This window comes from Rhodanobacter sp. FDAARGOS 1247 (assembly GCF_016889805.1).
Lineage (GTDB): Bacteria > Pseudomonadota > Gammaproteobacteria > Xanthomonadales > Rhodanobacteraceae > Rhodanobacter.
In genome coordinates this window covers 431,381-453,383 of record NZ_CP069535.1, presented here as the reverse complement: position 1 = coordinate 453,383, position 22,003 = coordinate 431,381, and the positions used below count along the sequence as shown (strand labels likewise).

16 protein-coding genes are annotated in these 22,003 nt (G+C 67.7%); 6 read left to right on the top strand and 10 right to left on the bottom strand.

The window, feature by feature from the left end:
- Positions 1-65 precede the first annotated feature (65 nt).
- The 4 genes from I6J77_RS01870 to I6J77_RS01855 all read left to right on the top strand — a co-directional run bounded on the left by I6J77_RS01870 (position 66) and on the right by I6J77_RS01855 (position 4,520).
- Entirely contained in the window at positions 66-707 is a 642-nt protein-coding gene (locus I6J77_RS01870; RefSeq protein WP_204110351.1) for a glutathione S-transferase family protein, read from the top strand.
- 74 nt (positions 708-781) lie between these two features.
- On the top strand, positions 782-2,635 hold the full coding sequence (locus I6J77_RS01865) for a M1 family metallopeptidase (RefSeq protein ID WP_204110350.1): 1,854 nt from the start codon (positions 782-784) through the stop codon (positions 2,633-2,635).
- A gap of 199 nt (positions 2,636-2,834) precedes the next feature.
- Positions 2,835-3,779, top strand: coding sequence for an alpha/beta fold hydrolase (locus I6J77_RS01860; RefSeq protein ID WP_204111367.1), 945 nt, complete (start codon positions 2,835-2,837; stop codon positions 3,777-3,779).
- Between the two features lie 153 nt (positions 3,780-3,932).
- Complete coding sequence (locus tag I6J77_RS01855) at positions 3,933-4,520, top strand: sterol desaturase family protein (protein ID WP_204110349.1); 588 nt, start codon at positions 3,933-3,935, stop codon at positions 4,518-4,520.
- Between the two features lie 85 nt (positions 4,521-4,605).
- On the opposite strand, the gene I6J77_RS01850 is transcribed toward I6J77_RS01855, so the two are convergent.
- The 8 genes from I6J77_RS01850 to I6J77_RS01815 all read right to left on the bottom strand — a co-directional run bounded on the left by I6J77_RS01850 (position 4,606) and on the right by I6J77_RS01815 (position 16,640).
- Entirely contained in the window at positions 4,606-5,184 is a 579-nt protein-coding gene (locus I6J77_RS01850; RefSeq protein WP_239309143.1) for an isoprenylcysteine carboxylmethyltransferase family protein, read from the bottom strand.
- Between the two features lie 98 nt (positions 5,185-5,282).
- On the bottom strand, positions 5,283-6,053 hold the full coding sequence (locus I6J77_RS01845; protein ID WP_056713596.1) for a M48 family metallopeptidase: 771 nt from the start codon (positions 6,051-6,053) through the stop codon (positions 5,283-5,285).
- A 116-nt stretch (positions 6,054-6,169) separates the two neighbouring features.
- The gene (locus I6J77_RS01840) at positions 6,170-7,105 is read right to left on the bottom strand and encodes a recombination-associated protein RdgC (RefSeq protein WP_056763470.1); all 936 of its coding nucleotides are present in this window, start codon (positions 7,103-7,105) and stop codon (positions 6,170-6,172) included.
- A gap of 162 nt (positions 7,106-7,267) precedes the next feature.
- Positions 7,268-7,843: a hypothetical protein gene (locus I6J77_RS01835; protein ID WP_204110347.1), complete on the bottom strand. Its 576-nt coding sequence runs from the start codon at positions 7,841-7,843 to the stop codon at positions 7,268-7,270.
- A gap of 9 nt (positions 7,844-7,852) precedes the next feature.
- Positions 7,853-8,320, bottom strand: a complete 468-nt coding sequence (locus I6J77_RS01830) for an EF-hand domain-containing protein (RefSeq protein WP_204110346.1) — start codon at positions 8,318-8,320, stop codon at positions 7,853-7,855.
- On the bottom strand, positions 8,317-9,525 hold the full coding sequence (locus tag I6J77_RS01825) for a TIGR03032 family protein (protein ID WP_204110345.1): 1,209 nt from the start codon (positions 9,523-9,525) through the stop codon (positions 8,317-8,319). Before I6J77_RS01825 ends, I6J77_RS01830 begins: the two co-directional genes overlap by 4 nt.
- 73 nt (positions 9,526-9,598) lie before the next feature.
- The gene (locus I6J77_RS01820) at positions 9,599-14,878 is read right to left on the bottom strand and encodes a hypothetical protein (protein ID WP_204110344.1); all 5,280 of its coding nucleotides are present in this window, start codon (positions 14,876-14,878) and stop codon (positions 9,599-9,601) included.
- 211 nt (positions 14,879-15,089) lie between these two features.
- Positions 15,090-16,640, bottom strand: coding sequence for a M4 family metallopeptidase (locus tag I6J77_RS01815; RefSeq protein WP_239309141.1), 1,551 nt, complete (start codon positions 16,638-16,640; stop codon positions 15,090-15,092).
- Between the two features lie 238 nt (positions 16,641-16,878).
- On the opposite strand from I6J77_RS01815, the gene I6J77_RS01810 reads away from it, so the two are divergent.
- Positions 16,879-19,563: a LuxR C-terminal-related transcriptional regulator gene (locus tag I6J77_RS01810; RefSeq protein WP_204110343.1), complete on the top strand. Its 2,685-nt coding sequence runs from the start codon at positions 16,879-16,881 to the stop codon at positions 19,561-19,563.
- Here the strand turns inward: I6J77_RS01810 and I6J77_RS01805 are convergent.
- Entirely contained in the window at positions 19,553-20,755 is a 1,203-nt protein-coding gene (locus I6J77_RS01805; protein ID WP_204110342.1) for an amino acid aminotransferase, read from the bottom strand. The genes I6J77_RS01810 and I6J77_RS01805 overlap by 11 nt on opposite strands.
- A 33-nt stretch (positions 20,756-20,788) precedes the next feature.
- On the bottom strand, positions 20,789-21,649 hold the full coding sequence (gene ttcA, locus I6J77_RS01800) for a tRNA 2-thiocytidine(32) synthetase TtcA (protein WP_204110341.1): 861 nt from the start codon (positions 21,647-21,649) through the stop codon (positions 20,789-20,791).
- Between the two features lie 135 nt (positions 21,650-21,784).
- Here ttcA and I6J77_RS01795 point away from each other — a divergent pair, with 135 nt between their 5' ends.
- A complete protein-coding gene (locus tag I6J77_RS01795; protein ID WP_007804203.1) occupies positions 21,785-21,991 on the top strand; it encodes a YdcH family protein in 207 nt (68 codons plus the stop codon).
- Positions 21,992-22,003: the final 12 nt, after the last annotated feature.

Here is a 22,003-nt window from a genome sequence, read left to right as displayed (position 1 = left end):
AGAAACGGATATTGCACGGCGGCCGGGCTCGCCACCATCGGTGCATCTCTCCACCGGAGTTCGCGATGCTGACCCTGTACGACTACCTCCCCTCTCAGAACGCCTGGAAGGTGCGCCAGTTGCTGCATCATCTCGATCGGCCGTACCGCACGGTGCCGGTCAGCATCTTCGAGGGCGAGGGCCAAAGCGTGGAATACCGGCGCATCAGTCCAACCGGCACGGTGCCGGCGATCGAGCTGGACGATGGTCGGGTGCTGGCCGAGTCGAATGCGATCCTGATGTATCTCGCCGACGGCACTCCGTACCTGCCGGATGATGCGTTCGGCCGCGCCAGGGTGCAGCAGTGGTTGTGCTTCGAGCAGGAGCGGGTGGAGTCGGTGATCGGCGCGCTGCGGCACTGGACGATGACCGGCAAGCTGGCACGTCGCCCGGCGGAACTGATCGTGACGAAACGCCACGCCGCCGCGCGCACGCTGGCGATCCTGGAGAACGAGCTGGCGACGCGGCCGTTCATCGCCGGCGGCGATTACGGCATCGCCGACATCTCTCTGTTCGCCTACGCCAGTCGCGCGGAAGAAGCCGACCTGTCGTTGCAGGCATACCCGCATTTTCGCGCATGGGTGGCGCGGGTGCAGGCGCAGCCGGGCTTCCTCGTGAAGATGCATCCGTACGCGATCGACCCGCATTCGGCACGCGAACTGCCCTGAGCCACGGCTTTCGTCACGGGCGGCGCCAACGGCAGCAATGGCATACTCGGGTTTTCCGGCCCGAGAGTTTCTCCATGCGACTTCTTCCCGCCTTCGCCTTCGGCGCATTGATCCTGCCGCTGGCCGCTTACGCCAACGATCCGAATTCCTACGCGCAGCCCGATCAGGTGCGGGTGACCCATCTGGATCTGGACCTCACGATCGACTTTCCGCACAAGCAGCTCGACGGCCAGGCCACGCTGAAGCTGGACTGGAAGAATCCCGAGGCGCAGTCGCTGGTGCTGGACACGCGCGACCTGAAGATCGCGAAGATCGAGGCGCTGGCCGCCGACGGCAAGGCCACGCCGCTGAAGTACGCACTGGCCCCGCGCGACAAGCAGCTGGGCAGCAAGCTGACGATCACCGCGCCGAAGCACCCGGCGCGGGTGCGCATCGTCTACACCACCGCGCCGACCGCCACCGGCCTGCAGTGGCTGACCCCGGCGCAGACGGCGGACAAGAAGCTGCCCTTCATGTTCTCGCAGTCCGAATCGATCCACGCCCGCTCGTGGGTGCCGCTGCAGGATTCGCCGGCGATCCGCTTCACCTACGACGCCCGCGTGAAGGCGCCGAAGGACGTGCGCGTGGTGATGAGCGCGATCAACGACGCGAAGCATCCGCTGGACGGCGACTTCAAGTTCGACCAGCCGCATCCGATCCCGTCCTACCTGCTGGCGATCGGCGCCGGCGACATCGCAGTGAAGGAAACCGGACCGCGTTCGGCCGTCTATGCCGAGCCGTCGGTGGTCGACAAGGCCGCGCATGAATTCGAGGACACCGAGAAGCTGATCGCCACCACCGAACAGCTGTACGGCCCGTATGCCTGGGGCCGCTACGACATCCTGGTGCTGCCGCCGTCGTTCCCGTACGGCGGCATGGAAAACCCCAACATGACGTTCGCCACGCCGACCGTGCTGGTCGGCGACAAGAGCCTGGTCTCGCTGGTTTCGCACGAGCTGGCGCACTCGTGGTCGGGCAACCTGGTGACGTCCGCCGCGTGGCGCGACATCTGGCTCAACGAGGGTTTCACCACCTACGTGCAGGGCCGCATCACCGAGGCGGTGTACGGCAAGCCGCTGGCCGACGAGGAGGCGCTGCTGTCGGCGCGCGCGTTGCAGAAGGGCATCGGCGAGATGCCCGCCAACTCGCAGAAGCTGGCGCCCGATCCGCGCGGCGTGGGCGCCGACGATTCGCTGTCCGACGTGGCCTACGACAAGGGCTCGTGGTTCCTGCGCACGCTGGAGCAGCGCTTCGGCCGCGAGAACTTCGACAACTACCTGAAGGGCTACTTCGCCCACTTCGCCTGGCACAGCATCACCACCGAGCAGATGCTCGACTACATGAAGCCGAACCTGATCGAGAAGTATCCCGGCAAGATGAGCTGGGACGAGGTGAAGGCCTGGGTCTACGGCGAAGGCATCCCGAAGGATGCGCCGCTGCCCGAGTCCCCGCGCTTCAACGCGATCGACAAGGAACGCAGCGACTTCCTCGCCGGCTCGCTGGCCGCAGGCTCGCTCGATGCGAAGGGCTGGAACACCCAGGAGTGGATGTACTTCCTCGACCGCCTGCCGGACGCGCCGCCGCTGGCGAAGATGCAGGAACTGGACGCCGCCTGGCATCTCACCGGCACGCCGAACGCGGAAATCGGCATGCGCTGGTACAGCCACGCGATTGCCGCCGGCGACAGGGCCGTGTGGAACGCCGCCGCCGAACACATGACCCGGATCGGCCGCATGTACCTCACCACCCCGCTGTACCGGGCCTTCGTGAAAACGCCCGAAGGGCTGGCCTATGCCGAGCAGGTCTACGCGAAGGCGAAGGACGGCTACCACCCGCTGACCCAGCAGGTGGTGGAGAACATCATCGCCAAGGCGAAGAAGGCGAAGTAACAACACGGCTCCTCCCCCTGCGCAGCAGGGGGAGGTCGGGGAGGGGGTTGCGCTCTTGATCTTCCATCCAGATCAAGAGCTACTCCTCCCCAGCCCTCCCCTGCCTTGCCTTGCAGGGGAGGGAGCAGTTCCCACTAACGAACGACGCAGAACCATCATGCCGCCATCGACAAACACCGCCACCCCGCTCTGGAAACGCATGCTGCTGCGCCGGCTGAAATTCCTGGCGTGGCTGGTCGCGTTGCTGGTGATCGTGCTGGGCGGCAGCTACCTGTTCGCGCCGCAATGGCTGCTGCAGGCGAACATCAAGCGCGAGGCGATGGCCGCGCACCTGGAGACGCATTCGGTGCAGGCGGGCGATACGCGCTGGGTCTACGACGAAGGCGGCGAGGGTCCCACCATCGTGCTGCTGCACGGTTTTGCCGCGGATCGCAGCGTGTGGCTGAAGATGGCCAAGGAGCTCACGCCGCACTTCCACCTGATCATCCCCGACCTGCCCGGCTGGGGCGATTCCTCGCGCGACAGCGCCGCCAGCTACACCGTCGAGGCGCAGGCGGCGCGGCTGGACAGTTTCGTCGGCACGCTGGGCCTCCAGCGTTTCGTGCTGGTCGGCCACTCGATGGGCGGCGCGATCGCCGCGGTATACGCCAGCGAACATCCGGAACACGTCGCCAGCCTGGCGCTGGTCGACGCGTTCGGGCTGAAGGGCAAGCAGAATGCGTTCGACCGCGAGGCACTAGCCGGCAGGAACCCGTTCGTCTACGACGATCGCGCCGGCTTCGAGCGCGCCACCTCGCTGGCGTTCGAGCAGCCGCTCGACCTGCCGGGGCGCTTCGTCGACGTCATGGTCAAGCGCAACCAGCGCGACCGGGCGTTCATCGAACGCAACTTCAATACGCTGCGCGATCCGTCGGAATATCTTTCCGTGCAGAACCGGCTGGGCCAGCTGGGCATGCCGGTGCTGGGCTTGTGGTGCCACGACGACCGCGTCGTCGACATCTCCGCGCTGGACAGCCTGCGCAACGGCCTGAGTGCCTCCAGCGCGATCAGCAGCAGCACCATCAACGGGTGCAACCACATGCCGATGCTGGAAAAGCCCGGGCAGACCGCGCAGATCCTCACCGGCTTCGCCCTGTCGCACTGACCGGACGGCGGGTGTCGGCGGCCCGGGAATACTGAATAGACACCGTTAATGCGGCCTGGTTGTCGTGAATTGCGCGTGACAACATGGGAGAATGCCGTTATCGCGCCGCACTCCGGCGTATCCATGCGTGGCAAGGGAACAATGCAACGACCGATGAACCAAAGCCTCTGGCGCACCGGCGTGGATGCCATCGTGCGAATGTCCTCGACCCGGACCAACTACTGGGCCGAGGTGGCGATCGACAGCGCGTTGTGCCTGCTGCTGCTGGTACTCGGCTGGCAACAGCACGACGGCGGCGCGCTCACCGCGCTGCTGGCGCTGGGGCTGGGCCTGTTCGCCTTCAGCTTCATCGAATACCTCTTTCATCGCTGGCTGTTCCACACGCGCATCCCGCTGTTCACCCAGGGCCACGACCTGCACCATGCCCGGCCGCTGGGCTACGACTCGCTGCCGTTCTTCCTGCCGCCGGTGGTGTTGCTGCTCCTCGCCGGCGTGTTCGTGGCGATCATGCCGACCGGCTTCGCCCTGCTGCTGGCCAGTTCGATCACCTTCGGCTACATCCTGTACGGCCTCAGCCACTTCATCATCCACCACGTGCGCTTCAAGCAGCCGCTGCTGCGCCGCTGGGCCGGGGCACACCACGTGCACCACTACCATCCCGACACCAATTTCGGGGTGACCTCGTCGCTGTGGGACGTGCTGCTGGGCACCAAGTACGTGCGCCAGCCCAGGAAGGGCTGAACGCGCGGGGGCTTCCCCGCGCCGGTTTTTCCGCTTGCCCGGAGCAAGCCGCGGCGAGGGATCGAGCGCCCCGGAACGACGGCCTTCAGAAAATGCCGGGGACCAGCGCCTTCACCCGCCGCATGTAGTCGGTGTAGGCCGCGCCGAACTGCTCGCGCATCCAGCGTTCCTCCAGGCGCAGCTTGTACCAGAACGACACCGCCACGATGGCGAACGCGAGCAGGCCACGCCATTCGCCCAGCGCCACTGCCGTGCCCAGGAAGGCCAGCAGCAGGCCGGTGTAGATCGGATGGCGCGCCAGCCCGTAAGGGCCGCTTTCGATCAGCTCGTGGTCCTGCTTGACCTGCACCACGGCGCTCCAGTTGTTGCCCAGCACGTGGCGCGCCCAGCAGGCAAACAGCAGTCCCGCCGCGGTCATCAGCGTACCCAGCGCCACGACCCAGCCGGCCGCGGGCACGAAGCGGGCCGCCAGCACGCTGCCCCCGTACAGGCGGCCCGGCTCCAGCAGCAGCGCCGCCAGCAGCAGCGGCAGCCAGTATTTGAGGAAGCGTGACCCGGCCGGCTCCGTGCGACGGGTGTCCTTGACCTTGCGTGCGCTCCAGATCCAGTACGCCACGAAGAGAATCCACAACGCATTGAGCACGCTCTGGGTCGGGAATGGCATGGTCTGCTCCACGAAGTGTCGGCCGCCGCATGGTCGGCGGGCCGGGATGATCAAGGTATCCGCGGCAGCCCGCAAGGCGGCGCGCGCCGAAAGCCGGCTCAGTCGGCCACGTCGTCGACCAGCCGGTCGAGTTCGGCCTTGAGGATGGCGCCGTGCTGGCGCAGCCAGTCACGCTGCTCGCGCCAGCCGGGCAGCAGGTTTTCCACCTGGGCCCAGAACCGCGGCGAGTGGTTGCGCACCTTCAGGTGACACAGCTCGTGCACCAGCACGTAGCGCAGCGCCGCCGGCGGCGCCAGCGCCAGCGCCAGGTCGAGGTTGATGCGGTCGCGCGTATCCAGGCTGCCCCACAGGCTTTTCATCGGACGGATGCGCAGCGACGTGGGCGCCAGCCCCAGCAGCGGCACGTACGCGGCCAGCCAGCGCGAGACATCGCGGCGGATCAGCGATTCCAGGTGCGAGGCCAGCAGGCCACGGGCGATCGGCAGCGCGCGGGTGTGCGGGCGCGGGATCACCAGGGTGAGCCCGTCGCCATGCGCCTCGATCCGCGGATACGGACCTTCCGCCCAGTCCAGCGCGGCCGTCTCGCCGCGCAGCGGGAAGTTGCAGGGATAGCCCACCCGCAGCGGCGGCAACGGCTCGACGATCAGGTTCAGCTCATCGAGCTTCTGTTCCAGCCACTCGGCATGGTTGCGCAGGAAGGCGTTGACCTGGGCCGGATGGGTGCCGACCGGATAGGTCACCCGCGCGCCCTGCGGCGTGATGGTCAGTCGCAGGCGGCGCGCACGCGGATGGGCGGACTTCAGCACCCGGATCAGGCTGCCGCCCACCGTGGCCAGTTCCAGCCAGTCGCCTTCCAGATGCTGCGCCATGATCCTGCCTGCTCTTGCCTGGGCTCATGTAGATCGAACGGGGAACCCCGTCGCCGGAAAGCGACGGGGTTGCCAGTATGGCGCGGGCGCGGGTGAAACGGGTATGGATATTTCGTTCAGCTATCGGCCGGACGCGGCAGGCCGAACCACTCTTCCAGCTTGCCCAGCAGGCGCTCCAGTTCCAGCGTCAGCAGGGCGAAACTGGCGTCCAGTTCGGCCTGGGCGTCCTGCTGGCTGTCGCCCATCTCGTCCATCACCACGTCGAGGAACTTCAGCTTGCGGATGATCAGGTCCTCGCCCAGCACGAAGCTGATCCGCTCATCGAAGGTGAGACCGAGCATGAACACCTGCTTGCCGTTGCGCAGGTGCTCCTTGACCTCTTCGGCGTCCAGATCCTGACGGCGGCAGCGGGCGATCGCGCCGGTGGCGGTAGCCGGGTCGCGCAGCTCGCACTCGTCGCCCAGCGCCAGCCCGGCTGGCAGGTTGCCGGTGGCCAGCCAGTCGGTCATCAGCACCCGCGGGCCTTCCTCCGGCGCCAGCGGCACCGCGGGGAAGCTTCCCAGCGCCTCGCGTACCTGGCTCAGCGCGTTCTCGGCCGACTTGCGGCTGGAGGTGTCCAGCACCAGCCAGCCGTTCTTCTTGTCGACATAGGCCGACATCCGCGACTGCCGCACGAAGGCGCGCGGCAGCAGCTCGTTGAGCAGGTCTTCCTTGATCCGCTTGCGCTCGCGGCCGCCGACCTTGCGACCCTCTTCCTCGGCGATCTTCTGCACCTTGCGATGCAGCTCGTCGTTGATCACCGCGGCCGGCAGCAGCTTGTCCTCGCCGCCCACGGTGAGCAGGGTGCACTTCTTCACCGAATGCGTGAGCGGCTCGCCCTCGCCGCGCCCGACCGGCGGCACGAAACCCTTGGTGAACATTTCCAGCGGCCCGCACGGGCGCAGGCGATGCTCGGCCAGCGCCTCGTCGAGGCGGTCGAGATCAGTGGCAACGGCGGGGGAAAAACGGAACAGGGTGAGATTGCGGAAGAAGACGTTGCTGCCTGTGGCCATGCATGAAAACTCGGTAGTTGAAGGGCACGCAGCCGGAGCAGGTCGCGTCCGGCGCAGACCTTCCGATGAGATGCGGAAGTCCGCGCGAAGGATGCCGACGCCTCGCGGCCGCCATGCTGACCCCGAACTATAGCAGCGAGGGTGCCGACCGGCCGGGGCCGGTCACTCCCGCGACGAACGGCCGCCTTCGCGGCGGCGACCCGGCATCGCGGGCGCGAGCAGGCGGGCGTCGTCGAAGTAGGAGACCCGCAACTGCAGTCCCCGTGGCGAGTAGCCGATGAAGGTGGTGCCGGAATGCGGGTCGCAGGCGTGGACGTAACGCGCCGCGAGCAGGGCACTCTCCAGTTCCACCAGCACGCCGAGGGCCTCGGGAATGGCGAGCTGCCCCTCATGGGCCTGCAGGATGTCGCAGGCACGCCTGAAGAACGGCACGGTCTGCCGCTGGCCGCGAAACCCCGGCGCGAAGAACTGGCGATAGAAGTACATCGGCTGGCGCAGCCGTGGCAGGGTCCGGATGACGGCGGTGCCCACGGCGCAAATCGCGCCGTTCGCGTCGCGGCCGATGCATACCGCCTGCTGCCCGCGGGTGGCCGCACTGGCCGGATCGGCGATCGCGCCGGTCTGCGCCCACAGGCCGGACAGCTCGGCGATCAGTTCGGGCGAGACATTCCGCCAGATCGGAATGATCTCGAAGGAGGGATCGGTGTTCGGGCGGCCGTCCGCGGATGGGTGCGACATGGCTGGTCCCTACTTCGCCGCCGGCGACGTCGGCGCCGGCCGCAACGCGGCCAGCCGGCGGATCGCGGCCACGTACTCGGCGAAGTTCAGCGATCCGTTGCCGTCGGCGTCGAACGTGGCCAGCGGCGGAGCGGCTGCACCCGCGCGCCTGACCAGCATCAGCCTGGCGTATTCGCTGGCGTCGATGGAGCCACCATGGTCGGCATCGACCCGGCCGAACTGTTCGCGCAAGCGGATTTCGAGGGTCATCAGCCGCTGCACGGCGGCGTATCCCGCCGCGAACTCCTGCGGCGACAATGCGCCGTCCTTGTTGGCGTCCACCGCGTGGAAGATCGACGCTGCCGTCGTCGCCGGCGGCGCCAGCGGGACGGTGGCGGCGTCGCCTGCCGCGGCGGCGGGCGCGGCGGACGTGGCCGCACTGGCTGCGCAGAGCACCAGGGCGGTCGCCACCGTACCGGGAAGCTTGCCCAGGCTCATGGGGCGGCCTCCGCGCCTTCGAGCTCGGACTCGAAGGTGATCAGCTCGCGGATCTCCGCCGTGCGCAGGCCGACCACCATCGCATTGCGCACCTTGGGCAGGAAGCAGATGTCGAAGATCTCGCTGATGTCGCCCTCGAAGCGGATCCAGTTCAGCACGTCACCGTTGCCCAGCGAGACGATCTGCACGCCGCACCAGGGATCGGCGTCGCGCTGGCGCAGTTCCTCGTCGAGCTGCAACCCTTCGAAGCGCTGGTTGCGCGGCTTGGAAAGCCCGATGGCGGCGACGTTGCCGATGATCGACAGGCCCCGCGCAAAACCGGGCACGAAGGCCAGTGGCACGAATTTCCGTTCCGCGAAATCGACCCAGCCGATGTGGCCGGTGCCTGCGTTGAGCAACCACAACTTGCCATTGGCCCAGCGCGGCGAGTGCGGCATCGACAGGCCTTCGCAGACGATCTCGTTGGTGGTGATGTCGATCACCACGCCGCCGTCATGGCGCCGGTCGCGCCAGCCGTCGACGCTGTCGCTGCGGCATACCGCCGTCACGTATCGCGGCTCGCCATCGACCATGGCCAGGCCGTTGAGGTGGCAGCGATCCTCCGGCGCCAGCTTGCTGATGAAGTCCGGCTTCCAGATCGCCTTGAAGCTGTGCGTCTGGCTGAGTTCGGCCAGGCACGAATAGCGCGTGTTGACGAACACCACCTTGCCGTTCCTGCGGATGCCCAGCTCGTGGATGTCCAGATCGCCGATGGTCTGCGCGTTGCGCGGCACGTAGCACTTGTCGAACTGCTGGTGGATCGACTCGCCCGGGCGCAACACGTTCTCGAAGCGCCACAGCTGATAGAGGCCGCCGAGGTAGAGCCGCTGGGCGTTGCCGACGATGCCCATCGCCCGCTCGAAGATGCGCTCGAAAAACGACACGCGGCCCTTGGGATCGCTGCCGACCAGATACAGGCGCCCGCTCTGGTAGGACGATATCGCCAGCGAAAGCTTGTTGCCGGCGAGCCAGCTGGCGAGGCCGCGCGAACAGCTCTTCTCCACTTTCAGGTTCATCAGGTCGAGCGCCGGCTTGCCCGCTGGCGGCGGTGGCGCCGGCACGGCGGCGGCCACGGACCCGGCATCCACTGTCTGCAGCACCGCTCCGTTGTCGTTCTCGTCGATGGATTCCGGGCTGCCCTGCCCCGGGATGGCTTTCTTGACCACGATTGCTACTCCTCACGTCCGCCCCGGCTGTCGGGGCGGACCAAAAAAACTGCGCGGCCGGAGGTGTCCGGCCTTACCAGCTGTAACGCACGGCCAACTGGCCACCCAGAACGTTCTGCAGCGCCCCGCCATCGGTCCAGTTCACGCCACCGGTGAGCGACAGGCCGCCCCGACGCGCACCCAGACCCAGCTCGACCATCGCGCTGGTGCCCCGGGTGCTGGTGGAACCGAGCAGGCCGCCGTTGATCGCGTAGCTGTGGTTGCCCCTGAATTCGCGCACGGCATTGACCGAGCCATAAGGGGTCCAGCTGAAGCGCGTGCCCTGGATGGTCTTGTCGAAAGCCAGACCGGCACGGCCCCGCGACGACACGCCACCGTGATCGACGAAATCCGACTGCTGCAGGTCCAGCGACGAGATGCCGTCGATACGGGTGCGGGTGTACTGCAGCTGGGGCATGACATGGACACCGGCCAGGGTCCACGCGGTGACGCCGGCCTCGACGTTGAAGACCGCCGCGTCGGCATCCGTGGTGGTGGCGACCATCCCCAAGCGCAGGTGCGCCTTGATGCCGGTCCAGCGCTGCGAAACGTCGAAGTAGAAACTGTTGTCCGCCATCCACGTGCCGTACAGGCCGAACGTCCTGCCATCCAGGCGATCGGAGCCGCTGCCGTCGGCCATGCGCTGGCTGCCATCGGACTTGCCGATCAGCACGCCTGCCGACAGATGGTCGGACAGGCGCGTATCGAGCCCGAACTCCAGGCCCCGATTGGTCTGGTGGAACGCGGCGTTGCCACTGGCGCCGAAATTGCTGCGGCTTCCCGGGCGGATGTCGCCGCTGTCGGAGAACGTGCGCACCCACGGCGCCAGCCCGCGCTTGCCCTGCTCCGGCACCACGCCCATGCGTTGACGCCAGGTGCCCACTTCCGCATTGACCAGGCTCTGTGCACCCGGCGTCAGGGCGGACGCCAGTGAACCGGCAGCGTTCAGGCCGGTGACGTCCATCACCAGCGATGTCGTGCCACCGGCCGTCTTCAGGCCGAAATCCAGCGCAACAAAACCCCGGGCCTGCGATTGCGTCTGGCCCAGCGTGAAGCTTCCGCCCAGGGTGCCGCTCGCGATGACCAGCGGAATGTCGACCGTGGGCGTGGTCGGCATGTCGATCAGGTTCACGTTGATGACCTGGCGGGTCGAATCGATCACGTTGCCATCGACGTACAGGCGGTCGCCGGTCTGGTGCAGCCCGCTGACGTCGACATCGAGCGAGCCCTGGCCGGCGAAATCGCCTGCCACGGTCAGCACGTCGTCCGGCGCGCCATCCACGAAGCTGATCACGCCGTTGTTGGACACCGGGAGCGGATTGTCCATGTCGATCAGGTTGGTGGCGCCGGACACGCTGATCGTGCCGAAGTTGTCGAACGTGTTGCCGTTGACGTAGCCGCCGAGGCTGATCGAGGAGTCGGCCATGAACAGCGTGCCGCGATTCACCACGTGGTCGTCGCCCGCCCCGAAATCGGAGCTGCCGATGGCCTGCCAGCTGGCGCCGGCCGCGTTGTCGAAGCTGTCATCGAGGTCGCCGGTGACGACCGCGCCGACCATCGAGCCCTGGTTGGCGATCGTGGCCGTCGCACCGATGCCGGAGGAGACCGCGATCCGCTTGCCGTCACCGTAGGCAGCGATGCTGCCGGTATTGGTCAGCACGTTGGCGCCGCGGGCATCCATCGACACCGCGGTGGCGGTGGCATCCGCACCGTAGGCAGCTGCGCCGATCGTTCCGCCGTTGTCGATGCGGATGCCCGCATCCTTCCAGCCCACCGATTCGATGCCGATGGCGGTGGCCGTGGTCGTGCCCGTCGCCTTGGCCAGGATGCTGCCCTGGTTGTCGATCGTCGCGGCGAACTGGCCGTTGTCGGCGTTGCCGTAGGCACCGGCGGCGAACATGCCGCTGGCGCTGGCCGTCCCGCCGGATGCGATCGCCTCGAAGCTGCCGCTGTTCTGCACCGTCGAGTAGCCGTAGACGCTGTTGGTCAAGCCACCGACGGCGCGTGCGTCATCGGCGTCGGCGCTGGCGCCGATGTGCCCACTGTTGGTGATGCCCGAAACGAAGGCACCGAGCACCGAGGCGCCGTAGCTCTGTCCGCTGCCACCGTGCGCGGTGGCCACCGCCATGATCCCGCCGCTGTTGTCGAGCGAAGCCGTGCCGGCATCGGGGGTGACCGTGGGGTTGGAATAGTCGCAATAGCCGTTCTCGTCGCAGTCCACGTGGTACTGCTGGTGCAGCGCAAACGCGTAGCTGCCGACCGCAAACGCGTGGCCGTGGTCGGACCTGGCGCTCGACTGGATGGTTCCGGCATTGGACGTGCCCGAATCGTAGTGCGACAGCACATAGGTTCCGAACGAGTTTGCGTAGCCGAAGTCGGCCGAGGCGGCCGCCTCGATGTCGCCGACGTTGACCACCTCGCCGGTCTGGATCGAGGAATAGGCACCGACGGCGCTGCCCCAGGCACTGGCCAGGCTGCGACCTTCGTTCGCGCCGCCGTCGGCGGTGACGACCGCGTGCGAGACGATGCTGCCGGCGTTGTAGGTGACGCCGTGATCGGTGCCGAAGACATGGGTGCCGAAGGAAACCGCGCGCCCACCGTACTGGTCGCTGGCCAGGCTGGCGGTGCTGGCGGAGGCCACGATGCTGGCTCCCGCATCGTTGGCGACATGGGTGTAGTACTTGCCGCGCCCCATCACGCCGTAGGCGCCGACGATGCCCAGCTCGCTTTCGGCCACGGCGGAAATGTCGCCGGCGTTCTCGACCGTGGCGGCGTACTTGGCATACGTGCTCACGCCGGTCGCGCCCGCGCCGGCATTGAAGAAGGTGACGCCGTTTTCGGCAACCGCGTGGGCCGCGATGTCGCCGTGGTTCACCACGGACACGTTGCCCCGGTAGTTGGCGATGGCATCGACGGCCAAGGCGCGGCTGGCGCCGTAGTAGCCATGCACGCCGTCGGTATAGGCGTGTGCGCGGGCGTATGCGCTGATGTTGCCGTCGTTGGCCACCGCGACGCCGTAGAGTCCGCCGGCTTCGACCGCCACTGCGCCGACGCCGCCGAACAGGGTGGCCTCGGCCGTGGCGGCGATGGTGGCGCCCGCGGCATTGTCGACCGTGGAAGTCGATCCGAAAGTCTTCAGCGCGGTCGCGGCGACGATGCCGCCAACGAGGGACGCGTCGGCTGTGATGCTGCCGTCATTGCTGATGCCGGCTTCGCCGCCGCCATAGGCGAATCCGTACACCTGGGCGCCGGTGGCGTACGCGGTGGCGAGCGACACGTAGGCAATGCCGCGCCCCGCCTGCGACGTGGCGCTGATGTCACCGTGATTGACGATCATCGCCGTGCTTCCGCTGTGCGCGTACGCACCGATGGTCACCGAGTTGCCTGCGCCCGACTGGGCGCTGCTCGCGATCGAACCGTCGTTGTCGATCTCTGCCTGGCCGTAGCCGTAGGAACCGGACTGGGCGATGGCGCCCCAGGCCGACGCATAGCCCTGGCCGGTGACCGCCGAGGCACCGACGTCGCCCGTGTTGGTCACCAGCGCTTCGCCGTAGCCGGCGGGATTCACCGCGCGCACGCCAATCGCCTTGGCCACCAGGAAGCCGCCGGTGTCGTCGATGTCGGCCAGCGCGGAGCTGGTGACGGAAACCGAACCGCTGTTGTCGACGATCGCGTCGTAAATCGTGGCAAACGTGTAGACGCCCACCGCCACCGCTTCATATTGACCGTAAGGCGCCACGGTGCCGGACGCCGTCACGGTGATCTGGCCGGCGTTGGTGGTGGCCGCCTCGAAATACGACTGGTTGACCACGCCGGCGGCGGTCGCCTGGGCGCCGGAAGCCGTGGCGGAAATCGTCCCCAGGTTGGTGGCGTAGGCGTTGTAGATGCCGATCGAGTTGACCCCGGTGGCGTCGGCCACACCGGCATAGGCGGACGCCTGGGCCGAGAGGTTCCCGGTGTTGTAGAAGGACGCCGAACCCGAGTGCCCGTAGGCATACGTACCGGTGGCGCTGGCCGCGCCACCCACGGCCTTGGCCGTGGCACTCACGTCGCCATAGCTGTTGATCGCCGTGTTGGTGCCCTCGGCGTGCAGGCCGGTGGCGATCGCGACGCCGGCGGCGCCGGCGGTGGCCGTGGCGCTGGCGTTGCCATCGTTGAAGATGCTCGCCACCGCGGCGACCACCAGGTCGCCGGTGGCCTGCGCATAGCCGCCGATGCCCGCCACGGCGCTGGCGTCGACGTCACCGCCACTGATCAGCAGGCCGACACCGCTGTAGCCCTCGACCACGGCGCCATACGCCTGTGCGGATCCGAAGTCGCTCTTCGCGCTGGCGGTGATGCTGCCGTCGTTGTGCAGCGAGCTGACATCGCCGCCCACGACATAGGCACCCACCGCCACCGCCCCGCCGTAGCCGGCGTGGGCCGTGGCGGTGATCGTGCCCGGGGTGTCGTTGTAGAGATAGGATAGGTGATACGAGAGGTTGCTCACCCCGTAGGCCGTCGCACCGCCCGCCGCGCTGGCGTCGGCGCCGACGTCGCCGCTGTTGTCGACCGTGCTGCTGTATTCGCCGTAGGCTTCGATGCCCACGGCGCTGGCGTAGCCGCTCACCTGGACGCTGCCGCTGTTCTGGACGTTCGCGTAGCCCTGGCTGACCGCCGACGCGACGATGCCGCTGGCATCGCCGTGGATCGAGTCGGCATTGATCACGCCTTCGTTGCTGATGGCGAGCTGGCCGTAATAGCCCAGGCTGGTTGCCGCGATTGCGGTGGCATTGCCGTCGTAGGCACTGGCGCCGATCACGGCCCCGGCAAGATTGTCGAACTGGACGCTGCCATAGTCGGAGAGCACGCTGGCGCCGATGACGTCATGACCGCCATCGGCGTCACCCGCGAGCACGCTGCCGCCATTGACGACGGTGACGTCGTGCACGCCACCGATGTCCATCGCTTCGGCGTCATCGGCGGTTACCACCGTGCCGATGCTGCCGTAGTTGGACACCCGGGTCGTGGCATCGGAACCGTAGGCATGAATGCCGTCGGCGCCCTCGGTCTGGATGCCGCTGCCGGCATTGACCATGATGGAAATGTCACCGGCCCACGCCGCGTCGATGCCGATGTAGCCGGCATCCGGATGCACGCTGCTCGGCAGCTGGTCACCCAGCACGACCGTCAGGTCGACCGGCGGGATGAAACCGGCATCGGGAATCGGCTGGCTGAAATCGCCGTTGCAGGCATACGTGTTGCTGACGGCGTCGTAGCTGCAGGTGCCGGTATCGGCGGCCCAGCTGGCGGTGGGCGCAAACAGGGTCAGCATGGTGGCCGATACGGCCAGGGCCGCGCGAATCGCGCGACTGATGGGGGCAACAGGGTGGCTGGCAAGTACGCGCGTTCTGCGCGATGCGCCGCGCTGCGTGGAATGGTTCATGGTGTCCCCGACAATCGGCTATCGAACCGGCGCGGGACCTGGCTGGTCCCGCGCGGGCGGTGATGGTTGGCCTGGTGGCGATCGCGCCGCAACTGGCCGCTTACAGCACGTTGACCGCGGTCCACGTGGCGGCAACCGCATTCGCTTCGGCCGACGTGGTTCCGTACAGGTCCTTCGCCGCCTGGATGGTGGCGACGCGGGCAGCGGCGTAGTCGGTGCTGGAGGTGAAGTACACCGTCAGCGCGCGATACCAGATTTTCTGTGCCTTGGCCCGTCCGATGCCGGGCAGGCTTGCGCCGTTGATGGTCGGCGAGCTGTGGACCACCCCACTGAAGGTCTTCGGCGTGGTGCCTTCGGCCAGCAGGTAGTAGAAGTGATTGGCCACGCCCGACGAATAGTGCACGTCCAGGCTGCCGATGTTGCTCACGTAGAAGTCGGGCGAACGGCCGTCCAGGCTGGGCTTCCACATGTAGCGAAGCGCGTGCTGGCTCGGGCTGCCGGGTACGTTGGCCGGGACGATCGACTCGCCGATCATGTAGTCGGGCGTGTCGTGACTGTTGTTGGCGTAGAACTCGACCATCGTGCCGAGGATGTCCGAGTTGGCCTCGTTCAGCCCGCCGGATTCCCCCGAGTAGATCAGGCCCGCGGTGCGCGCCGTGACGCCGTGGCTCATCTCGTGGCCGGTGATGTCGAGCGCGACCAGGGGACCGACGTTGACGCCGTCGCCGTCGCCGTAGGTCATGCAGAAGCAGGCGTCCGACCAGAACGCATTGTTGTATTTGGTGCCGTAGTGCACCCGGTTGTAGGCGCCCTTGCCGTCGTCGCCGATGCCGTTGCGCCCGAAGGCCGTCTTGTAGAAATCCCAGGTCACCGAAGCGCCGTATTCGGCGTCGGCGGCGGCGGTGGCCAGGTCCAGGGTGGTGGAGTTGCCCCAGACATTGTCGCTGTCCTTGTAGATCTGGCCCGAGGTGCGGCTGTTGGAGCCGTCGATGGTGCGCATCCTGCCGCGGGTCGGATCGCGCAGCTCGTAGCCGCCGATGACCGAGTTGGTGACCAGCGGGACCGAGCCCGAATACAGGGTCTTCGCCTGGCCGGTGACGGCCGCCGTCTCCAGGTTGCTCCAGCGCTCGACGATGGCGCCGCTGCGGGCGTCGACGATATAGGTCGTGTCGGCCTGCGCGTTGTGCATGCGGATGCGCCAGACCAGCCGGGCGGCACCGTGACCGCGCGCGTAAACCGACAGGGTGCGTTCCGGCATCCCGGCGAAGGCGGGGCCGAATTCCGTACCGGCGATGGCCGCGGCCTCGTCCGATCCGATCACCGGCTGGACCGACAGGTTCAGCGCGGCGCCCTGGGTCAGCGAGGCGGACTGGTAGCTGCCATTGCGCGAATGCACGACCAGGTCACCACCGATCACCGGCAGGCCCTTGTAGGTTCGGTCCAGCCTTACGTGTTCCGTACCGTTCGCGTCGGTGATCACGCCACGGCTCACGTAATGGTCACCGGCCGCGGCGCGGGTGGTGGCGCCGTGGCTGCGGATCAGTTCAAGGGCGCGGCTGACGGCGGCCGGATTCGTCTCGACGGCGCAAGCCTGATTCGCGCCGAAGGCCAGCAGCACGGCCAGCGGCAAGGTTTTGTAGTTCAAGATCAAGATGGGACTCCCCCGAGTCATGCGGGCCTGGCTGGCGCCGGAATGCAGCTCCGGAATGCAGCGTCTGGCAGAGGCCAAGTAGAACGACATACGGGTCGTCTCTCCCACCCCCCGAAAAAGGGGGGGGGGGATTCCCCCCCATCCCTCTCCACGACGCGATCCAGAGGGGACTGCACGAACGCCACGGATGCCGCCGGGCGTCGTGCCGGCAGGGCCGGCCAACGAGTATTCTCTGCCGATGCCCGCCCCCGAATTTCGCCTGAAGATCACCCCGCCGCGACTTCCGCGTACCACCCTGGACCGTGGCCGGCTGATGCAGATCTGGGACAAGATCCATGAACGGACGGCCATCGCCGTGGCCGCGCCGGCAGGCTTTGGCAAGACCACCCTGTTGTTGCAGTGGCGTCGGCGCTGGCTGGAACGGAACGCCCTGGTGGCCTGGCTGGGCGCCGACAACCAGGATCAGCCGGTACGTTTCGCCACGGGCCTGCTGCAGGCGCTGTACCTGGTCAGCGGACGCAAGGCGTTCGACCTGATCGCCGCCGAGCATGCCAGCAGGGCCGGGCAGGAAATCGACGCGCTGACCGTCCTGCTGGCGGAAGTCGCCCTGCTGGAGCGGGAAACCGTCCTGATCATCGATGACGCGGAAAGGCTGCCGAAGACCACGCTGCACCGCTCGCTCCGCTACCTGCTGCTGAATGCACCGGCCAACCTGCATGTGGTGATCGGATCGCGGGTGCGCTTGCCGCTGCACACCACCGAGCTGGTTGCCAAGGGCAACCTCGCGGTGCTGGTGGCGGAAGACCTGCGCCTGCGTCTGGAGGAGTCCATCGAGATCATCGAACGACGACTGGGCGCACGGCTGGATCTCGACCAGCGCGCCCAATTGCACGACCTCACCGAAGGCTGGCCGGTGGGGCTGCAACTGGCGATCGCCAAGGTGGAACAGGAAGACGACCCGGCCAGGTCCATCGCCACGATTTCGGCACGCCGGGAGGGGTTGCAGGACTACTTCATCGAATCGATGTTTTCCCGCATGTCGATGCCGCAACGGAGCTTTCTGGTGCGCACGGCGATCCTCGAACACCTGAACGCGGAATTGTGCGAAGCGGTGACGGGCTGCGTCGACGCGCCGGCTCGTCTGGAGCAACTCCTGCTCGAATCACCGATCATGATGGTGGGAGAAACCAGCGACTGGGTGCGCCTGCATCCGCTCGGCCGGGACTTCCTGCTCGGCCGCTTCGAACAGCTGCCGCGCGCCGAGCAGACCGAACTGCACCTGCGTGCATCCCGCTGGCTGGCCGGTCGCGAGCGCTTTCACGAAGCGGCCCGCCACGCGCTGGCGGCAGGCGACGAGGCCGCCGCGCACGGCTACGCCGCACGCTCGCTCTGGCTGCTGGGCACCCAGGGCAAGTTGAACGAGGCGCGCGAATGGCTGGACCGCATCCCGCCCGATTTCATCGCGGGCAGCACCTTGCTCAGGCTGGTCGCCGCGTGGGTGCTGGCACTGGGCGACGACAACGCGCAGGCGTTGCGCACCAGTCTCGAGGTGGCTGCCGATCCCGCCGTTTCGACGGAAATGCTCAAGCTGGCACTGCGTGTCGCCGGCGGCGCGGCCGCCTACGCCGACGAGATTGGGCGCCTGTCCGACATCCTGGCGCGCTGGCCGTCGGCTTCATCGCCGACCGAGGACCCGGTTTGCGCCGTCGCTCCCCTGAACGCCCGCGCGCTGCTGGAGCTCCATGCAGGTTCGAGCAGCGAGGTTCAGCGGCTTGCCGCGCAGGTGGCAACGCACGGCAATTCCGGCTCGCTGCGACTGGCCGAGGCCCTGGCGAGACTGATGGCCGGCCTAGGCCATCTCCGGGACGGCCATGCCAACCGGGCCGAGGCCCTGTTGCGCCCGGCGCTGGCAAGGGCGGAAAAGGAAGACGGCCGGCGCAGCATGGTCGCCTGCATGTATGCCGCCGTGCTCGCCGCCGCATTGCTGGAGCGCAACGAGCTGTCGGCCGCCCAGGCCTTGCTGGCCAACCGCATCGACGTCATCGAGGCGAGCTTCCCGGATACGCTCGCCATCGCCTATCACACGCTGACCCGGATCGCCCTCGGTCAGGGTGACGAGCGGCGCGCGTTGAACACGCTCGACAACTTCGACGCACTGGCGAAGCACCGCAGACTCCCGCGCCTGCAGCTGCAGGGACTGGTGGAGCGGATCCGGATCCATGCGCTGGACCAGCGCCTGGAAACGGTGGGCGGACTGCTGCAGGCACTGGAACGTTTCGAAGCGGTGTTCCAGAGCGAGGAACTGCAGCCATTCCTGCCGCAGTACCGGCTGTCCGGTCTGATCGCCAGGGCCTACGCGGCGCTGGCCGGTGACGATATGGAGGCGATGGAACAGCACCTCGTCGCGGCGGACCTGCTGGCCCGCCAACTGCAGCGGGAGCGGGACGGCTGGACGATCAAGGTCCTGCGCGCCGTCGCGCTGCGGCAGCGCGATCCGGCCACGGCCCGGGCCTGGTTGTCCGAGGCGCTGGCCCTGGCCAGCCTGGGTGGCCATGCGAGGCTGCTGGCCGATACCCACCCGCTCGCCGTGCAGATGGGCATGGCGTGGCATGACGCCACCGCCGACGGGCCTACCGTGCGCCAGCCCGCGACCGCGAACGAAGCGGCAACGCCGCCGGTATCCGCCACCGAACCGGGATGCGAACCCGACCTGCTGACCGCCAAGGAGTCCGAAGTGCTCCACCTGCTGCAGCAGGGCCTGTCGAACAAGCTGATCGCCCGCAACCTGGACATCAGCAGCGAGACCGTGAAGTGGCACCTCAAGAACCTGTTCCTCAAGCTGTCAGCCGGCACCCGCTGGCACGCGGTGGAGCGTGCGCGCCTGCTTGGCCTGGTCGACAACACGGAAAAGGTCAGCGTGTGACGGTCGCAACGGCCGCAGCCACGGTGTCGAGGTTGGCCTGGTTCAGCGCCGCCACGCAGATGCGGCCGCTGTCCAGCGCGTAGATCGCGAACTCGTCGCGCAACCGGTGCACCTGCGCCTTGCTCAGGCCGGAGTAGGAGAACATGCCGGCCTGCTGGTTGATGAAGCCGAAGTCCGGCGCGCCCAGTGCGGCCAGTTTCTCGACGAAGCCCGCGCGCATCGCATGGATGCGCCCGCGCATGCCGCCCAGTTCCTGCTCCCAGCGCGCGCGCAGTTCGCTGCTGCCCAGCACGCCGGCGACCAGCGCGGCGCCGTGCGTCGACGGGCTGGAGTAGATCGTGCGGATGACCTGCTTGATCTTCGACTGCAGCCGCGCGGCCTCGTCGCGATCGACGCCGACCATCGACAAGGCGCCGACCCGCTCGCCGTACAGCGAGAACGACTTCGAGTACGAATTGGCGACCACGAAGGCGTCGATGCCCGACTCCCCCAGCAGGCGCACCGCGGTGGCGTCCTGTTCGGTGCCCCGGTCGAAACCCTGGTAGGCCATGTCGACGAACGGCAGCAGCTTGCGCTCCTTCAGCAACTCGATCAGCTGCGTCCATTGCGCGGCGTCCAGGTCCACGCCCGTGGGGTTGTGGCAGCAGGCATGCAGCAGCACCACGGTGCCGGGCTCCATCCGGCCCAGGTCTTCCAGCATGCCGGCGAAATCCAGGCCATGCGTGGCCGGATCGTAGTAGCGGTATTCCAGCAATTCGAAGCCCGCCGTGCGGAACACCACGTGGTGGTTGCCCCAGCTCGGGTTGCTGATCGCGATCTTCGCACCGGCGCCGCCGACCTGCTTCAGCAGGTCCGCGGCCACGCGCAGCGCGGCGCTGCCGCCGATGGTCTGCGCGGTGGCCACGCGTCCGGCGGCGAGCAGCGGCGATGCTTCGCCGAACACCAGTTGCTGGGTCAGCCGGTTGTACGCCGCCAGGCCATCGATCGGCAGGTAGCCGCGCGGCTTGGCCGCGGCAGCCAGTGCGTTCTCCACCTCGTGCACGCTCGGCAACAGCGGAATGCGGCCCTGTTCGTCGACGTAGATGCCCACGCCAAGATTGATCTTGCCCGGCCGCGGATCGGCGAGGTAGGTCTCGGTGAGACCCAGGATCGGATCGCCCGGGGCCATTTCAACGGAAGCAAAGTAGGACACGGCGGTTACTCGAAGTGAGGTGACGGGGAGGGTTCAGGCCTGCGTGGTGGCGGTCTCGTCCGCGCCGTCGACCGGCCAGGCGAAGGAGGCGGGCGTCGCGCCGAAGTTGAAGTCGAACAGCTGGCGGTCGGCCAGTTGCGAGGGTGACACGTGGGTCAGCGCGCGAAAGATGTTCTCGCTGCGCCCGGGCTGCTGCCGTTCCCACTCGGCCAGCATGCGGCCCACCGCCTGGCGCTGCAGGTTGTCCTGCGAGCCGCACAGGTTGCACGGGATGATCGGGAACCGCTGCTGCGCCGCGTACTCGGCGATGTCGTCCTCGCGGCAATAGGCCAGCGGCCGGATCACCACGTGGCGGCCGTCGTCCGAGCGCAGCTTCGGCGGCATCGCCTTCAGCTGCGCTTGGTAGAACATGTTGAGGAAGAACGTGGCGAGAATGTCGTCGCGATGATGGCCGAGCGCGATCTTGGTGATGCCGTTCGCCGCCGCCCAGGTGTACAGCGCGCCGCGGCGCAGCCGCGAGCACAGGCTGCACATGGTCTTCCCCGCGGGAATCACCCGGGTCACCGTGCTGTAGGTGTCCTGCTCGATGATGTGGAACGGCACGCCGCGGGCGGTCAGGTAGTCCGGCAATACATGTTCCGGGTAGTCCGGCTGCTTCTGGTCCAGGTTCACCGCGACCAGCTCGAAGCGTACCGGCGCCTTCGCCTGCAGCTGCAGCAGCAGGTCCAGCAAGGTGTACGAATCCTTGCCGCCGGACAGGCACACCATCACCTTGTCGCCGTCCTCGATCATGCCGAAATCGCCCACCGCCTGGCCCACCTGGCGGCGCAGGCGCCGGGCCAGCTTGCCGCCGTCGGCGGCGGGTGGACGGAAGGTGGGCAACGGGGCGGACATGTCGGGCGATCGGCAACGGGAGCCTGCCATTGTAGCGGCCCGGCCGCCGCCGGGCCGCATCCATGGGCGAGGCGGGAAACAGCGCGGCAAATCGGCGTTACACTTGGGAAATCGCCGCCCAGCCTCATCACCATCATGCAGGTCCAGGATCACGCAGAAATCGTCCACTTGCTCGCCGAGCTGCGGATGGAGCATCGCGACCTCGACGCCGCGATCGACCAGCTCGCCTCGGCGATCGGCCGCGACGAGTTGCAGCTGACCCGGCTGAAGAAACGCAAGCTGCTGCTGAAGGACCACATCGCCCGGCTCGAGAGCAAGCTGATCCCCGACCTCGACGCCTGACCGCCCAGTGGA

Bases quoted from the DNA above. Each gene is read 5' to 3' on its own strand.
- I6J77_RS01830 (WP_204110346.1), bottom strand. From the start codon at position 8,320: ATGAGCCTGGGCAAGCTTCCCGGTACGGTGGCGACCGCCCTGGTGCTC.
- ttcA (WP_204110341.1), bottom strand. From the start codon at position 21,649: ATGTCCGCCCCGTTGCCCACCTTCCGTCCACCCGCCGCCGACGGCGGC.
- I6J77_RS01850 (WP_239309143.1), bottom strand. From the start codon at position 5,184: ATGCCATTCCCGACCCAGAGCGTGCTCAATGCGTTGTGGATTCTCTTC.
- I6J77_RS01870 (WP_204110351.1), top strand. From the start codon at position 66: ATGCTGACCCTGTACGACTACCTCCCCTCTCAGAACGCCTGGAAGGTG.
- I6J77_RS01820 (WP_204110344.1), bottom strand. From the start codon at position 14,878: ATGCTGACCCTGTTTGCGCCCACCGCCAGCTGGGCCGCCGATACCGGC.
- I6J77_RS01840 (WP_056763470.1), bottom strand. From the start codon at position 7,105: ATGGCCACAGGCAGCAACGTCTTCTTCCGCAATCTCACCCTGTTCCGT.
- I6J77_RS01810 (WP_204110343.1), top strand. From the start codon at position 16,879: ATGCCCGCCCCCGAATTTCGCCTGAAGATCACCCCGCCGCGACTTCCG.
- I6J77_RS01795 (WP_007804203.1), top strand. From the start codon at position 21,785: ATGCAGGTCCAGGATCACGCAGAAATCGTCCACTTGCTCGCCGAGCTG.
- I6J77_RS01860 (WP_204111367.1), top strand. From the start codon at position 2,835: ATGCTGCTGCGCCGGCTGAAATTCCTGGCGTGGCTGGTCGCGTTGCTG.
- I6J77_RS01845 (WP_056713596.1), bottom strand. From the start codon at position 6,053: ATGGCGCAGCATCTGGAAGGCGACTGGCTGGAACTGGCCACGGTGGGC.
- I6J77_RS01855 (WP_204110349.1), top strand. From the start codon at position 3,933: ATGAACCAAAGCCTCTGGCGCACCGGCGTGGATGCCATCGTGCGAATG.
- I6J77_RS01835 (WP_204110347.1), bottom strand. From the start codon at position 7,843: ATGTCGCACCCATCCGCGGACGGCCGCCCGAACACCGATCCCTCCTTC.
- I6J77_RS01865 (WP_204110350.1), top strand. From the start codon at position 782: ATGCGACTTCTTCCCGCCTTCGCCTTCGGCGCATTGATCCTGCCGCTG.